Origin of the sequence: Pseudomonas sp. PS02288, from assembly GCF_029959715.1 — a bacterium.
Taxonomy (GTDB): domain Bacteria; phylum Pseudomonadota; class Gammaproteobacteria; order Pseudomonadales; family Pseudomonadaceae; genus Pseudomonas_O; species Pseudomonas_O kuykendallii.
In genome coordinates, this window is sequence record NZ_JASCPA010000014.1 from 1 (window position 1) to 12,994 (window position 12,994).

The 12,994-nt window shown below is 67.4% G+C and carries 14 protein-coding genes; 1 reads left to right on the forward strand and 13 read right to left on the reverse strand.

Translation table 11 applies throughout. The annotated features are described in order from the left end of the window. Positions 1–2 precede the first annotated feature (2 nt). The 9 genes from QMX85_RS08050 to QMX85_RS08090 all read right to left on the reverse strand — a co-directional run bounded on the left by QMX85_RS08050 (position 3) and on the right by QMX85_RS08090 (position 7,985). Positions 3–509, reverse strand: coding sequence for a GNAT family N-acetyltransferase (locus tag QMX85_RS08050; RefSeq protein ID WP_282339668.1), 507 nt, complete (start codon positions 507–509; stop codon positions 3–5). A 21-nt stretch (positions 510–530) separates the two neighbouring features. Beyond that, the gene (locus QMX85_RS08055) at positions 531–1,436 is read right to left on the reverse strand and encodes a DMT family transporter (RefSeq protein WP_282339670.1); all 906 of its coding nucleotides are present in this window, start codon (positions 1,434–1,436) and stop codon (positions 531–533) included. Positions 1,437–1,523: 87 nt separating this feature from the next. Next, complete coding sequence (locus tag QMX85_RS08060; protein ID WP_282339671.1) at positions 1,524–1,856, reverse strand: Na+/H+ antiporter subunit G; 333 nt, start codon at positions 1,854–1,856, stop codon at positions 1,524–1,526. A gap of 39 nt (positions 1,857–1,895) precedes the next feature. Further along, positions 1,896–2,165, reverse strand: coding sequence for a K+/H+ antiporter subunit F (locus tag QMX85_RS08065; RefSeq protein ID WP_282339673.1), 270 nt, complete (start codon positions 2,163–2,165; stop codon positions 1,896–1,898). Next, positions 2,150–2,647, reverse strand: coding sequence for a Na+/H+ antiporter subunit E (locus tag QMX85_RS08070; RefSeq protein ID WP_282339675.1), 498 nt, complete (start codon positions 2,645–2,647; stop codon positions 2,150–2,152). The genes QMX85_RS08065 and QMX85_RS08070 overlap by 16 nt, the downstream gene beginning before the upstream one ends. Next, on the reverse strand, positions 2,644–4,143 hold the full coding sequence (locus QMX85_RS08075) for a monovalent cation/H+ antiporter subunit D (RefSeq protein WP_282339677.1): 1,500 nt from the start codon (positions 4,141–4,143) through the stop codon (positions 2,644–2,646). The genes QMX85_RS08070 and QMX85_RS08075 overlap by 4 nt, the downstream gene beginning before the upstream one ends. Continuing rightward, positions 4,140–4,469, reverse strand: a complete 330-nt coding sequence (locus QMX85_RS08080) for a Na+/H+ antiporter subunit C (protein WP_282339679.1) — start codon at positions 4,467–4,469, stop codon at positions 4,140–4,142. The genes QMX85_RS08075 and QMX85_RS08080 overlap by 4 nt, the downstream gene beginning before the upstream one ends. Continuing rightward, positions 4,469–7,261: a monovalent cation/H+ antiporter subunit A gene (locus QMX85_RS08085; protein WP_282339681.1), complete on the reverse strand. Its 2,793-nt coding sequence runs from the start codon at positions 7,259–7,261 to the stop codon at positions 4,469–4,471. Before QMX85_RS08085 ends, QMX85_RS08080 begins: the two co-directional genes overlap by 1 nt. Before the next feature lie 262 nt (positions 7,262–7,523). Continuing rightward, positions 7,524–7,985, reverse strand: coding sequence for a glycine zipper 2TM domain-containing protein (locus tag QMX85_RS08090; protein WP_273231877.1), 462 nt, complete (start codon positions 7,983–7,985; stop codon positions 7,524–7,526). Positions 7,986–8,171: 186 nt separating this feature from the next. Here QMX85_RS08090 and QMX85_RS08095 point away from each other — a divergent pair, with 186 nt between their 5' ends. Further along, the gene (locus QMX85_RS08095; protein WP_282339686.1) at positions 8,172–8,408 is read left to right on the forward strand and encodes a hypothetical protein; all 237 of its coding nucleotides are present in this window, start codon (positions 8,172–8,174) and stop codon (positions 8,406–8,408) included. Here QMX85_RS08095 and QMX85_RS08100 read toward each other — a convergent pair. The 4 genes from QMX85_RS08100 to pdxH form a co-directional block, all read right to left on the reverse strand. Then, on the reverse strand, positions 8,393–9,532 hold the full coding sequence (locus QMX85_RS08100; protein ID WP_282339687.1) for a glycerate kinase: 1,140 nt from the start codon (positions 9,530–9,532) through the stop codon (positions 8,393–8,395). The two genes, QMX85_RS08095 and QMX85_RS08100, sit on opposite strands and share 16 nt — an antisense overlap. Before the next feature lie 70 nt (positions 9,533–9,602). Further along, a complete protein-coding gene (locus tag QMX85_RS08105) occupies positions 9,603–10,970 on the reverse strand; it encodes a GntP family permease (protein WP_282339689.1) in 1,368 nt (455 codons plus the stop codon). Between the two features lie 199 nt (positions 10,971–11,169). After that, positions 11,170–12,267: a sugar diacid recognition domain-containing protein gene (locus tag QMX85_RS08110; RefSeq protein WP_282339691.1), complete on the reverse strand. Its 1,098-nt coding sequence runs from the start codon at positions 12,265–12,267 to the stop codon at positions 11,170–11,172. A gap of 58 nt (positions 12,268–12,325) precedes the next feature. Beyond that, positions 12,326–12,973: a pyridoxamine 5'-phosphate oxidase gene (pdxH, locus tag QMX85_RS08115; protein WP_282339693.1), complete on the reverse strand. Its 648-nt coding sequence runs from the start codon at positions 12,971–12,973 to the stop codon at positions 12,326–12,328. Positions 12,974–12,994: the final 21 nt, after the last annotated feature.

A 12,994-nucleotide genomic window follows, 5' to 3' on the forward strand; every position in this document is an offset into this window, starting at 1 on the left:
CGCTACGCCAACCGATACACGCAGACGGTCGTCCGCCCCGAACCCTCGGGGCGGCGGTCGGGATCGGCGTAGGTGTCCACCTCGACGAAACCGGCCTTGCGCATCATTCCCGCCGAGGCGGCGTTCTCCTCGTGGCGATCGATGTACACCGCATCGACGCCCTGGCTCTCCAGCCGGCGCAGCGCTGCGCCCAGCAACAGCGAACCCAGGCCTTTCCCCGCAAATCCCGGATGCACGGCGGCTTCGCTGATGTAGCCGTGAGGGCGGTCGCGCGACTCAGCGGGCTGGTAGCGGGCGAAGTAGCGCGAGGTCTGGAAGCTCACGAAGCCGGCCAGCTCGCCGTCGACCCACGCCATCAGCGCTTCCACCTTGCCCTCCACCAGCCCGGCGAAGTGCTCGCGCAGCGGCCGCTCGGGCAGGTAGTTCCAGGGGTTTCGCGCGTGCTCGAAGAGAAACGCCAGCAGCCGTTCCGCGTCGGCGGGTGTGGCGTTTTCGAGGCGTGGGTTCATGGTGGTCTCCTGCCGCAGGGCTCAGTCGAGGATGCCGCTCGGCGTCGGCGGCGTGTTGCGCCACTGGCTGAGGGCGACACCGGCGAACACCAACACCACCGCGACCATCTGGATCGCATTGAGCCGCTCGCCGAGCAGCAGCACGGCGAAGATCAGCGTGAACACCGGGATCAGGTTGGTGAAGCCCGACGCCTGCGCGGCCGGCAGCCGGCTGACGCCGAAATTGAACAGACCGTAGGCACCGACCGTGACGACGATTCCGAGGTAAGCCACCGCGGCCAGTCCGGTGGCGCTGAAGTGGCTTGGCCAGGGCTCGTGCCAGGCCGCCAGCGGCAGGAAGAACAGCGCGCCAATGAACGCCTGCAGCGCGGTGAGCAGGAACGGCGAGTAACGCTCGGCCAGGTGCTTGACCAGCAGCGTGTAGCCGGCGGCGCTGAGCATGGCGAGGAACTCGAAGACGTTGCCCAGCAGGGGCGCGCTGGCGTGCTCGTCGGACTCGCCGGCCAGGCTCAGCCAAACCGCGCCGAGCATGGCGACGAAGAAGCCCGCCCACATGCTGCGGCTGATCTTCTCGCGCAGGAAGAAAAACGCACCGATCGCCACCAGCAACGGCAGCAGCGCGGTGACCATCCCGGCCTGGGCCGCGCTGGTGTGCTGCAGGGCGATGGACTCGAAGATGAAGTACAGGCACGGCTCGCAGACGGCCAGGCCGAGCAGATACTTCCAGTCGCCGGTCTGGTAGCGCATCTTGCCGCGCCAGCGCCAGGCGAGCAGGAACACCAGGCTGCCGAGCGCCATGCGGCCGAAGATCACCCACAGCGGCGGCAGCTCGGCGAAGGCGATCTTCAGGCCGATGAAGGCACTGGCCCAGAGCGCGGTCGCCAGAATCAGGCAACCCACCGCCACTCCCTTTCCCTGCCCCGCCATAACCTGCTCCCGTGAAAAAAGGCCGTCAGTCTAACGGCGGCGGTTTGGCGGGCACAGGCACAGCGAGCCAGCAAAACTGTGCGCCTGTCAGTCTTCCCCGGGCTGGCCGCGGGTGCGCTCGACCAGCCTGACCTTCTGCTGCAGCGCCGCCCGCGCCAGCATGTGCGCGCTGACCGGTGCGGTGATGAACAGGAAGATCGCCAGCAACAGCTCTTGCAGGCTGAGCCGGTGCTCGCTGCCGGCGAAGAACAGCATCGAGGCGATGATCAGGCTACCCACGCCCAGCGTCGTCGCCTTGGTCGGCCCGTGCAGGCGGGTGAAGAAGTCCGGCAGCCGGTACAGGCCGATGGCGCCGATCAGGGCGAAGCTGCAGCCGAGCAGCAACAGCGCCGATACCGCGATTTCGATCCAGATGTTCATGTCGTCTCCCGCAAGGTCATAGGGACCTCGTCCGCCCCGTCAATCGATGATGTCGCCATGCAGCAGGTGCTTGCCCAGCGCCACGGTGGTGACGAAACCCATCACCGCGATGAGCAGCGCGACCTCGAAGAAGGTGCCGCTGCGCAGCCAGATGCCGAGCAGGACGATCAGCGCCAGCGCGTTGATCGACAGTGTATCCAGCGCCAGCACGCGATCCGGCATGTCCGGGCCCTCGATCAGGCGCAGCAGGTTGAGCACCACGGCGAGCGCTTGCATCGCCAGGCACAGCGGAATCACGTAGGCGAACATTCGAATATCTCCAGCAACGGGGCTTCGTAGCGGCTCTTCACCTGCGCCACCAGGTCGTCGGCATCCTCGAGATCGAGCACATGCAGCAACAGCCGGGTGTGATCGGGACTGAGGCCGGCGGACACGGTGCCCGGCGTCAGCGACAGCACGCTGGAGAGCACGGCGAGGACGAACTCGTCGCGAATCGCGATGGGCACCTCGACGAAGGCCGGGCGCAACCGCTCGCGCCGGCCGAGCACCAGCCGCGCCACATGCAGGTTGGCGATGACGATGTCGTAGAACACCAGCAGGGTGAAACCCACCAGCTTCGCCGGTTTGCGCAGGTGTGGCATCTCGAGCAGGAAAGGCCGGCAGAGCAGCGGGATGGCGACGCCAAGCAGGCCGCCCAGGAGGAGCTGGCCAAGATCCAGGCTGTTGGTCAGCAACAGCCACATGACGATCAGCAGCAGGCTCAGGCCCGGCTGCGGTAACAACCGCTTCATGCGCCACCTCCGACGATCCGCAGGTAGGGCGCCAGGTCCAGCAGCTGTTCCGCCGTCGCCTGCAAATAAGCCTGCAGCGGCCCGCCAGCCAGCACCAACAGCGGCGCGCCGAGCAGCAGCCCGCTGCTGGCGATCAGGCGCAGCGGGTCGTGCTCGACCATCGCCGACGGCTGCCCGCTTGCGCGCCAGAACAGCGTACTGCCGGCCCGGCTCAGCGCCACCAGCGCGCAGAGCCCTCCCGTCAGCAGCACCGTCCACAGCAGCAGCGCCGGGTAACCCATCGGCGCCGCGCGCAACAGCAGCAATTTGCCGATGAACCCGGAGAACGGCGGCAGCCCGGCGATGGCGATGGCGCCGACGAAGAACAACCCGCCGAGCAGCAACGGCTGCTGCAGCGCCGGCCCGGCCGTCAGCGCGCCGGCCTGCTCGCCACGCTGGCGGGCGATGAGGTCGGCGAGCAGGAACAGCCCGGCGGAAATCCAGGTGCTGTGAATCAGGTAGTACAGCAGCGCGGCGATGGACGCCGGCGAGCCCAGCGCGATGCCGGCCAGCAAGGTGCCGACCGAGAGGATCATCAGGTAACCCAGCAGCATCTGCAGCGTGCGCGCACCCAGCGCACCGAGTGCCCCACCGATCACAGTGAGCAGCGCCAGCGGCCACAACCAGTCGCGCGCCAGGTTGGCCAGTTCGCCGGCCTCGCTCCCATAAAGCAGGGTGAACACCCGCAGGATCGCGTAGAGCCCGACCTTGGTCATGATCGCGAACAGCGCCGCCACCGGCGCGGTGGCGCTGGCATAGGCACGCGGCAGCCAGAAGTACAGCGGCAGGACCGCCGCCTTCAGGGCGAACACCACCAGCAGGAGGAAGCCGGCCGCGGCCAGCAACGGGGTTTCGCTGGCACCGGCCTGGCCGATGCGCAGCGCCAGGTCGGCCATGTTCAGGGTGCCTGTGAGACCGTAGAGGGTGCCGACACCGAGCAGGAAGAACGATGAGCCGAGCAGGTTGAGCAGCACGTAATGCATGCCCGCCCGCACCCGCTGCGCGCCGCCGCCGTGCAGCAACAGGCAGTAGGAGGCGATCAGCAGGATCTCGAAGAAGACGAACAGGTTGAACAGATCGCCGGTCAGGAAGGCGCCGTTGATGCCCATCAGCTGGAACTGCAGCAGCGCGTGGAAGTCGCTGCCCCGCTCGTCGTCGCCGCGGCAGGCGTAGAGCGCGACGAAGCCGGCCAGCACCGCAGTTACCACCAGCATCAGCGCGCTCAGCCGGTCGAGCAGCAGGACGATGCCGAACGGCGGCTGCCAGCCGCCCAGCGCATACAGGCGCAGCTGGCCGTCGCTGGCCTGCGCCAGCAACAGGATGCTCAGCGGCAGCAGCAGCCAGGTGGCGCCCAGCGACACGCCGCGGCGCAGGCCCAGCGGCATCCGCGCGGCGGCCAGCAACAGCGCGCCGACGAACATGGGCAGGAGGATCGGCAGGATCAGCGCATGCTTCATTCGCGCGGCTCCTCGCCATCCACGTGATCGGACTTCACCTCGCCGAGCGCGCGCAGCGACAGCACCACGACGAAAGCGGTCATGGCGAAACCGATGACGATGGCGGTCAGCACCAGGGCCTGGGGCACCGGGTCGGCGTACTCGCCGGTCTTGCCGAGCACCGCCGGCATGCCGCTCTTCAAGCGGCCCATGCCGAACAGGAAGAGGTTCACCGCGTAGGAAATCAGGGTCAGGCCCATCACCACCGGGAATACCCGCGCGCGCAGCAACAGGTAGACGCCGCAGGCGGTGAGCACGCCAAGGGTGACGGCGAACAGGGCTTCCATCAGAGCACCTCCTGGCTGCTTTCGTCCTGGCTGACGTGGCCGATGTTGGACAGGATCAGCAGGGTGGCGCCGAGCACCGTGAGGTACACGCCGAGGTCGAAGAACAGCGCGCTGGCCAACTCCACCTCGCCGATCAACGGGATTTCGAAGTGGCCGAACGCGCTGGTGAGGAATTCGTGACCGAACGCCCAGCTGCCGACGCCGCAGAGGCCGGCGATGAGGATTCCGCTGCCGGCCAGCGCATGCAGGCTCCACGGCAGCCGCTGCTGGGTCCAGCCGACGCCGTGGGCGATGTACTGCAGGATCAGTGCGACCGCAGTGATCAGCCCGGCGATGAAACCGCCCCCCGGCTGGTTGTGGCCGCGCAGGAAGATGTACGCCGAGACCAGCAGCGCCAGCGGCAGCATCACCCGCGACAGGCTGTCGAGGATCATCGGGTGGCTGTCGGTCGACCAGCGCCGGCCGTTGCGATCGTGCAGCGGATGCGGCAGGTGCAGGCCGCGCAGCAGGCCGTAGACGCCCACCGCGGCGATCGCCAGCACGCAGATTTCGCCCATCGTGTCGAAGCCGCGGAAGTCCACCAGGATCACGTTGACCACGTTGCTGCCGCCCCCGCCGGTCAACGCGTTCTCCAGGAAGAACGAGGCGATGCCGTCGTAGGGGCGGGTCATCACCGCGAACGCCAGCAGCGCCACGAGAATGCCGCTGCCGCTGGCCAGGATCAGGTCGCGGAAGGCGCGCAGGCTGCTGGATTCGGCCGGCGTGCGATCGGGCATGAAGAACAGGGCCAGCACCAGCAGGATCAGCGTCACCAGCTCGACGCTGAGCTGGGTCAGGGCCAGGTCCGGCGCCGAGTAGCGGGCAAAGGTCAGGGTCACCAGCAGGCCGGCGACGCTGAGGATCATCAGCGCTGGCAGCCGGCGGCGATGGAAGCCGACGGTAAGCAGCCCGCTGAGCATCAGGATGCCCAGGCCGAGCACGCTGATCGGGTCCAGTGGCGACAGGCGCTCGCCGCCTTCCAGCGCATGCAGCGGCCCCAGCGCGACCGCCACGCAGAGCAACGCACTACCCAGCATCAGTGCCAGGTAGCGCTGCAGCGAGCCGTTCTCCAGCCATTCCGCGAGGCGTCGGGCCGTCCTCACACCGGCCTGTACCAGCCCCTCGAACACGGCTTTCGAATCGATCGCCGGCAGCCCGTCGTACCAGCGGTACAAGGGTCGCCGGAAGACGTAGACCGCCACTCCGCCCGCCAGCGCGACGACGCTCATCGCCAGCGGCAGGTTGAAGCCGTGCCAGATTGCCAGGCTGTACCCGGGCAGTTCGCCGCCGAGGCTGGAGGCGGCCGCCGCGGCCAGCAGGGGCGCCACGGTGTAGCCGGGCAGCATGCCCACCAGCAGGCACAGCAGCACCAGCACCTCCACCGGAATCTTCATGAAGCGCGGTGGCTCGTGCGGCGGGTAGATCGGCAGGTCGCGCGGCGCGCCGTTGAAGAACACGTCGTGGATGAAGCGCAGCGAATAGGCCACCGAGAACACCCCGGCCAGCGTCGCCGCGATGGGAATCACCCAGTTGAAACCGCCCAGCAGGTTCTGCCCGAGGGTCTGACTGAAGAACATTTCCTTGCTGAGGAAGCCGTTGAGCAGCGGCACCCCGGCCATCGCCAGGCAGGCCACCATTGCCAGCACGGCGGTGTGCGGCATGAACCTCCAGAGGCCGGCCAGGCGGCGCAGGTCGCGACTGCCGGTCTCGTGGTCGATGATTCCCGCGGCCATGAACAGCGACGCCTTGAAGGTGGCGTGGTTGATGATGTGGAAGATCGCGGCGACGTTGGACAGGTCGCTGTCGAGCCCGAACAGCAGGGTGATCAGGCCGAGGTGGCTGATCGTCGAATAGGCCAGCAGGCCCTTGAGGTCGTGCTGGAACAGCGCCATCACCGAACCGAACAACAGCGTCGCCATGCCGGTCAGGCCGACCAGGTAGAACCACCAGTCGGTCCCCGACAGCGCCGGATACAGACGCGCAAGCAGGAACACGCCGGCCTTGACCATGGTCGCCGAGTGCAGGTACGCGGAGACGGGCGTCGGCGCAGCCATCGCCTGCGGCAGCCAGAAATGGAACGGGAACTGCGCTGACTTGGTGAACGCGCCGAGCAGCACCAGGATCAACGCCACGGGATAGAGCGCGTGGGCGCGAATCCGGTCACCCGCCGCGAGCACATCGGGCAGCTCGAAGCTGCCGACGATCTGCCCGATCAGCAGAATGCCGGCGAGCAGCGCCAGGCCGCCGAAACCGGTCACCGTCAGCGCCATGCGGGCACCTTTACGCGCCTCGCCGGAGCCGCTCCAGAAGCCGATCAGAAGGAACGACGAAAGGCTGGTCAGCTCCCAGAACAGCAGCATCAGCAGGAGGTTGTCGGCCAGCACTACACCGAGCATGGCACCCATGAACAGCAACAGGAAGGCGAAGAAACGCCCCATGGGCTCGCTTCTCGCCAGGTAGTAGCGGGCGTAGAGGATCACCAGCAGGCCGATGCCGAGGATCAGCAGCGCGAAGAGAAAGCCCAGGCCGTCGAGGCGCAGGCTGAGGTCCAGGCCCAGCGCCGGCATCCATTCCAGCCGGTAGACGAGGTGCTCGCCGGCGAACACAGCAGGGTACTGCGCCAGCAGCAAGGCCAGCGCGACGAAGGGAGCGACGGCGGCGCCGAGGGCACTGACCGGTCGCCCACCGCGGCCCACGAACGCACTCAGCAGTACGCCAATGAACGGCAAGGCGATGATCAGCGCTAGCACCATGAGCGGGTCCTTTGTTCCAGTCGCGCGGGTGGCCTTCGATTATCCGTAACTATCGATCCAGCGTCATGGATATAAGTATTACTAAAACTGAACGCGCCACCGCCGGCCCCGCGAAAAGCCGATACGCGCCGAGGTTAGGCTGCATAAGCTCGATTTGATTCCGGCGAATTCGCCGAGGGAAGGGAAAGAGGAGAACGGAGCGAGGAAAACGCCGCCCGGCCGGCAGGCGAGGCCTGGGCGGGCGGCGAATGAGGAGGGAAAATCAGGGGCTGACGCGGCTGGTACCGTCCACGGTGAGGATGCGCACGCGCTGGCCAACGCGGAACACCTGGTTCGGCTCGACCTCCTGGACGTAGGCACGCATGCTGCCGTCGTCTTCACGCACGGTGATCTCGACGCCCTGGGTCTTGGTGAGTCCCTCTTCCGCCGCGGAGCCGAGCAGGCCGCCCGCCACCGCACCGATCACCGCCGCGACCAAGCTGCCGCGACCACCACCGACGCCGCTACCGGCGACACCACCGACGACCGCGCCGGCACCAGCGCCGATCGGGGTCTTGGTGCCTTCGATCTTCACCGGACGCAGGGCTTCGATGCTGCCCATGCGCACGGTCTGCACGACGCGCGCTTCGTCGCGGGAATAGGTGTCGCCAGTCAGGCTGGAAGTACAACCGCCCAGAGCCAGGCTCATGGCGGTGAACGAAGCGATCAGGGCAGGCTTGAACATGACAAATCTCCAAAAGGACATGGTCTTGTAGACCGCTCGCCGCTCCACATGTCACGGCGAGTGCCCACGATTCTACGTTTTTTCGGTTTTGCGCGACAGCGCGGGCGGTGGCCGCCGCGACACTGACGACCTTTGCCAGGTGGGCCTCATCCGCTAGTCTGGCCGGCTTTTACCCGAGACGACGTCATGGATTACTTCATCATCGCGGTGGTTACGCTGGCCGGCCTTTACTTCCACTGGTGGCTCTATGTGCGCATCCGCCGCTGGACCGATCGCGACCTGGCGCTGTCCCTCGGCGGAGACGACAAGGACAAGCGCGACTACATGCTGCAACGCCTGCAACAGGCACGCGGCGAAGGGATCAAGCGCCGCGACCTGCCGCAGTGGCTGCAGCGGGCCGCCGACGACTACCGTCGCGACTGAGCCAGTCGCCAGAGTCGGGCGACGTCCGCCGCGCGCGCGCGCAACTGCACCGCCGCCTCGGCCATAGCCTGCTCCAGCGGCATCGGCCCCGGCACCAGGCTGAACGCGGCATCGATGCCCACCTCGTAGAGTTTCTGATAGCCGTCACCGAGACTGCCGGCTATCGCCACCACCGGCACGCCCGCCGCCTTCGCGACCCTGGCCACGCCCATGGGGGTCTTGCCGTGCAGGCTCTGCGCATCCAGCCGACCCTCGCCGGTGATCACCAGATCGGCGCCCTGCATGGCCTCGGCCAGGCCGATGAGTTCGGCGACGACCTCGACCCCCGGACGAAAACGCGCCGCCAGGAACGCCCGAGCCGCGAAACCCAGGCCACCCGCCGCACCGACACCGGGAGACTCGGCGTGATCCTCGCCCAGCGCCCGCGCGGCCACCGCGCCAAAGCGCCGCAGGGCGGCGTCCAGTTCCTGGACGTGCTGCGCCGTGGCGCCCTTTTGCGGACCGAACACCGCCGAGGCGCCCCGCGGCCCGCACAGCGGGTTGTCGACGTCGGCGGCGACTTCCACCTGCACCTGCGCAAGGCGTGCGTCCAGACCGTCGAGATAAATCCGGTCGAGCCTGGCCAGGGCGGCGCCGCCCTCCTCCAGTTCGTGCCCTTCGGCATCGAGGAAACGCACACCCAGGGCGCGCAGCAAGCCGCTGCCGCCATCGTTGGTGGCGCTGCCGCCCAGGCCGAGGATGATCCGCCTGGCACCCGCGTCGAGCGCTGCGCGAATCAGTTCCCCGGTGCCGAAACTCGAGGTGATCCGCGCATCGCGTTGAGCCGGCGCCAGCAGATGCAGGCCACTGGCCGACGCCATCTCGATCACCGCGGTGTCGTCCTCGAGCCAGCCCCAGTGCGCGCTCACCGCCTCGCCGAGCGGGCCACGCACGAGCGACTCGCGGCGCTCGCCACCGGTAGCGGCCAGCAGGGCGTCCACCGTGCCCTCGCCACCGTCGGCCATCGGTTTGGTGACGATCTCGGCGTCCGCATAGACCTGCAGCCAACCTCTGGCGATGGCCGCAGCGACGGCGTCGGCGCTGAGGCTTTCCTTGAACGAATCGGGAGCGATGACGATTTTCATGGGGTACCTCGCGGCCGGGCCACCACCCGCAGGTGGCCCGGTTATTACGGTTCGAAGGAAAACGCGGGGGTCAGAGCAGGATCAGGCTGAGCAGCCAGACAGTGATGATACCGGTGACACCCTGTACCAGCGTAGCCATGGTGACGGCGCGGTAGGCGGTGCTGACTTTCATCCGGCTGAACTGGGAAACCACCCAGAAGAAGCTGTCGTTGGCGTGCGACACGGTCATCGACCCGGCGCCGATGGCCATGACGGTGAGGACGCGGCCCATTTCGCTGTCCAGGCCGAGGTTGCCGAGCAGCGGCGTCATCATCGCCGAGGTGGTGACCAGCGCCACCGTAGTGGAACCCTGCGCCGATTTCAGCGCCGCCGCGACCACGAAGGGCATGAACAGGCCGATGCCCAGGGTCGACAGAGTCTCACCCAGGTAGGTGGCCAGCGGGGTGACCTTGAGGATCGCGCCGAACGCGCCACCGGCACCGGTGATCAGCAGGATCGGCGCGGCCGAGACTATGCCCTCGGCGACGAAGTCATGGAACTGCTGGCGCTTGCCGTCGCCCTTGAGCAGGCTGCAGGCAAGTGCCAGGCCGACCAGCAGGGCGATCACCGGCAGACCGACGAAATTCAGCACGTTGTACAGCAGGCCGTCGCCGAGCGGCTTGCTGGGGAAGGCCGCGACCGAGCCCAGGCAGATCAGCGCGATCGGCACGAAGATCGGCGCGAACGCCTGCCAGGCGCTGGGCAGCGTGCCGTAGCGGGCCTTCAGCTGTTCGAAATCGACGCCGTCGTCGGGCAGTTCGCTCGGCGCTTCGTCCAGCAGTCGCTTGTCGTCGGCATGCAGATAGAGGTTGGCCCAGAGCATCCCGGCCAGCGCGGTGACCAGCGCGACCAGCAGGCCGACGCCGATCACCAGGCCCAGCGAACCTTCCAGACCGAGGTTGCCGGCGGCGGCGATCGGCCCCGGGGTCGGCGGCACGAAGGTGTGCGTCGCGTAGAGACCGGTTGCCAGCGCCACGCTCATCGACACCACCGAGACCTTCATGCGTGCGGCCAGAGCGTTCTTCAGCGAGTTGAGGATGACGTAGCCGGAGTCGCAGAACACGGGGATCGATACCAGGTATCCGATGATCGACACGGTGAGGGTAGGAAAGCGCTCGCCGAGCAGCTTGATCACCGATTCGGCCATGGTGATGGCCGCGCCGCTGCGCTCGAGGATCACGCCGATGATGGTACCCAGTACGATGACGATGCCGATGTAGCCGAGGATGCTGCCAAAACCGGTGGTTATGGTCTTGACGATGTCACCGGTGGGGAGCTGGTAGGCGAAACCGGCGATCAACGCGGCGCCGAGCAGAGCGAGAAAAGGGTGCAGCTTGAATCGGGTGGTGGCAAGCACGATGAACACGATCAGTGCCACCAGGATCAGGACGAGTCCCATGACCATTTTCCTCAGATTTTTTTGTTATGGAGTGGGGATATCCCCTGCCATGCCGTGATGCGCCGCGCTGCTGGCGGGCACCGAAGACGGCAAGCCTCCATTCTCACCGATGCGGCGCTCTGCGCGCCTTGGTCGTCCGCACAATATACCGGCTACGAACGAGCGATATGAGGGTCATCTGCACAACCAGCCAACAGGGTTAGACCAGCCCCATCCCCAGCGAGAGGTACAGGCGCTGGTCCAGTCGAAGCGGGTCCAGCCCGCTGATGGTGGCGATCCGCTCGAGCCGGTAGCGCAGGGTGTTGCGGTGGATGCCCAGGCGGTCGGCGCAGACCTGCACCTGCCCCAGGCAAGCGCACCAGGCGTCCAGGGTGGCCTGCAGCGTGCCGCTGGTGTCCTCCGCCAACAGTTTGCGCAGCGGCTCCAGCCAGCCGTCGAGTAACCAGTTGCCGCGCTGGCTGTAGAGGAACACCGGCAGGCGCAGCTGGTCGAGGTCGAGCAGGCGCTGCGCCGGATGCCGTGCCCGCGCATAGCCTTGCAGGTCGCGCAGCGCGATACCGGCTTCGCGCAAGTCGGCGAGTGTCGCCAGCGGCCCGCTGACCATCAGGCGTGCCAGCCCCCAGCCACGCGGGTCGGCGCGCCGCATCCAGGCCGCCGGCTCGCGCCCGCTGCGCCACGGCCGGCACCAGAGCAGCTCGCCAGCCGCCAGGGCGATGCAGAAGCCCTCGGCACGCTCGCCGAGATCGGCCAGCAACGCGCCTTGCCGGATCGGCAGATCGTCGCCGCCATCAAGCTCCAGCAGCCAGGCCTGCATGGGCCAGCCGAGTTGCAGGCCGAGGCGCTGCGCTTCGGATTGCAGCGTCACCAGCGGCTGCTGGCGGTCGAGCAGCAGCCGCAGCCAGTTTTCCAGGCGGTCGCTGCGCCAGTGCCGCTCAGCCTGCAACTGGCGTTGCTCGACGAGCATCTCGGCGGTCATCCGCACCAGCGCCGCGTAGGGCCGCAGCTCCTCGGGATCGCCGGTGATGCCGAGCACGCCGATCAGTTGGTCGGCGTACAGTAGCGGCAGGTTGACTCCCGGCTTGACGCCGCGCAGACAGGCCGCGGCCTGTGCGTCGATCTCCACGGTGCGTCGATTCGCCAGCACCAGTTGGGCGCCCTCGTGACGCGAATGCAGCCGCTCGCGATCGCCGCTGCCGATGATCATCCCCTGCGCGTCCATCACGTTGATGTTGTGCGGCAGGATCGCCATCGCGCGGTCGACGATGTGTTGCGCCAGGGTGGAATCGAGTTCGAGCATGAAAAAACGGCCTCTGGAAAGAGGCCGCTAGTGTAGGCGGGAAATGCGTGTCAGGGGATCAGGGCGCCAACCGCTCGCGTACCCAGGCGCCGTCCTCCAGGCGGTAGTTCAGCCGGTCATGCAGGCGGCTGGAACGGCCCTGCCAGAACTCGATACGCTCGGGCAGCAGGCGATAGCCGCCCCAGTGCTCGGGGCAACTGGGCTCCTGATCCTGGAAACGCGCTTCGGTCTTGGCCAGCAACTCGGCGAGCTGTTCGCGGTCACGGATGACCTGGCTCTGTGGCGAAGCCCAGGCTCCGAGGCGGCTGCCCAGCGGACGCACCTGGTAATAGGCATCGGATTCGGCGGGGGTGACTTTCTCGACGCGGCCCTCGATGCGCACCTGGCGTTCGAGAGAAGGCCAGAAGAAGGTCATGGCGCCGAAGGGTTGCGAGGCGAGCTGCTCGCCCTTGGCGCTGAGGTAGTTGGTGAAGAAGGTGAAGCCGCGCTCGTCGAGCCCCTTGAGCAGCAGGATCCGGCAATGCGGACGGCCCTCGGCGTCGACCGTGGCGAAGGTCATCGCGTTGGGCTCGACAGGTGCCTGCTCGGTCTTCACCGCATCGGCGAACCATTGCTGGAACAGCGACAGCGGTTCGGCCGGCGCCTGCTGCTCGCTCAGCCCGTCGCGGGTGTAGTCGCGACGCATATCGGCGAGGCTCTGGTTCATGCTGCACTCCTTACGAAAAAG

Excerpts from the sequence above, each read along its gene's own strand:
- QMX85_RS08105 (WP_282339689.1), bottom strand. The coding sequence starts at position 10,970 with ATGGGACTCGTCCTGATCCTGGTGGCACTGATCGTGTTCATCGTGCTT.
- QMX85_RS08060 (WP_282339671.1), bottom strand. The coding sequence starts at position 1,856 with ATGAACATCTGGATCGAAATCGCGGTATCGGCGCTGTTGCTGCTCGGC.
- QMX85_RS08050 (WP_282339668.1), bottom strand. The coding sequence starts at position 509 with ATGAACCCACGCCTCGAAAACGCCACACCCGCCGACGCGGAACGGCTG.
- QMX85_RS08065 (WP_282339673.1), bottom strand. The coding sequence starts at position 2,165 with ATGTTCGCCTACGTGATTCCGCTGTGCCTGGCGATGCAAGCGCTCGCC.
- pdxH (WP_282339693.1), bottom strand. The coding sequence starts at position 12,973 with ATGAACCAGAGCCTCGCCGATATGCGTCGCGACTACACCCGCGACGGG.
- QMX85_RS08100 (WP_282339687.1), bottom strand. The coding sequence starts at position 9,532 with ATGAAAATCGTCATCGCTCCCGATTCGTTCAAGGAAAGCCTCAGCGCC.
- QMX85_RS08085 (WP_282339681.1), bottom strand. The coding sequence starts at position 7,261 with ATGGTGCTAGCGCTGATCATCGCCTTGCCGTTCATTGGCGTACTGCTG.
- QMX85_RS08110 (WP_282339691.1), bottom strand. The coding sequence starts at position 12,267 with ATGCTCGAACTCGATTCCACCCTGGCGCAACACATCGTCGACCGCGCG.
- QMX85_RS08095 (WP_282339686.1), top strand. The coding sequence starts at position 8,172 with ATGGATTACTTCATCATCGCGGTGGTTACGCTGGCCGGCCTTTACTTC.
- QMX85_RS08090 (WP_273231877.1), bottom strand. The coding sequence starts at position 7,985 with ATGTTCAAGCCTGCCCTGATCGCTTCGTTCACCGCCATGAGCCTGGCT.
- QMX85_RS08080 (WP_282339679.1), bottom strand. The coding sequence starts at position 4,469 with ATGGAAGCCCTGTTCGCCGTCACCCTTGGCGTGCTCACCGCCTGCGGC.
- QMX85_RS08075 (WP_282339677.1), bottom strand. The coding sequence starts at position 4,143 with ATGAAGCATGCGCTGATCCTGCCGATCCTCCTGCCCATGTTCGTCGGC.
- QMX85_RS08070 (WP_282339675.1), bottom strand. The coding sequence starts at position 2,647 with ATGAAGCGGTTGTTACCGCAGCCGGGCCTGAGCCTGCTGCTGATCGTC.
- QMX85_RS08055 (WP_282339670.1), bottom strand. The coding sequence starts at position 1,436 with ATGGCGGGGCAGGGAAAGGGAGTGGCGGTGGGTTGCCTGATTCTGGCG.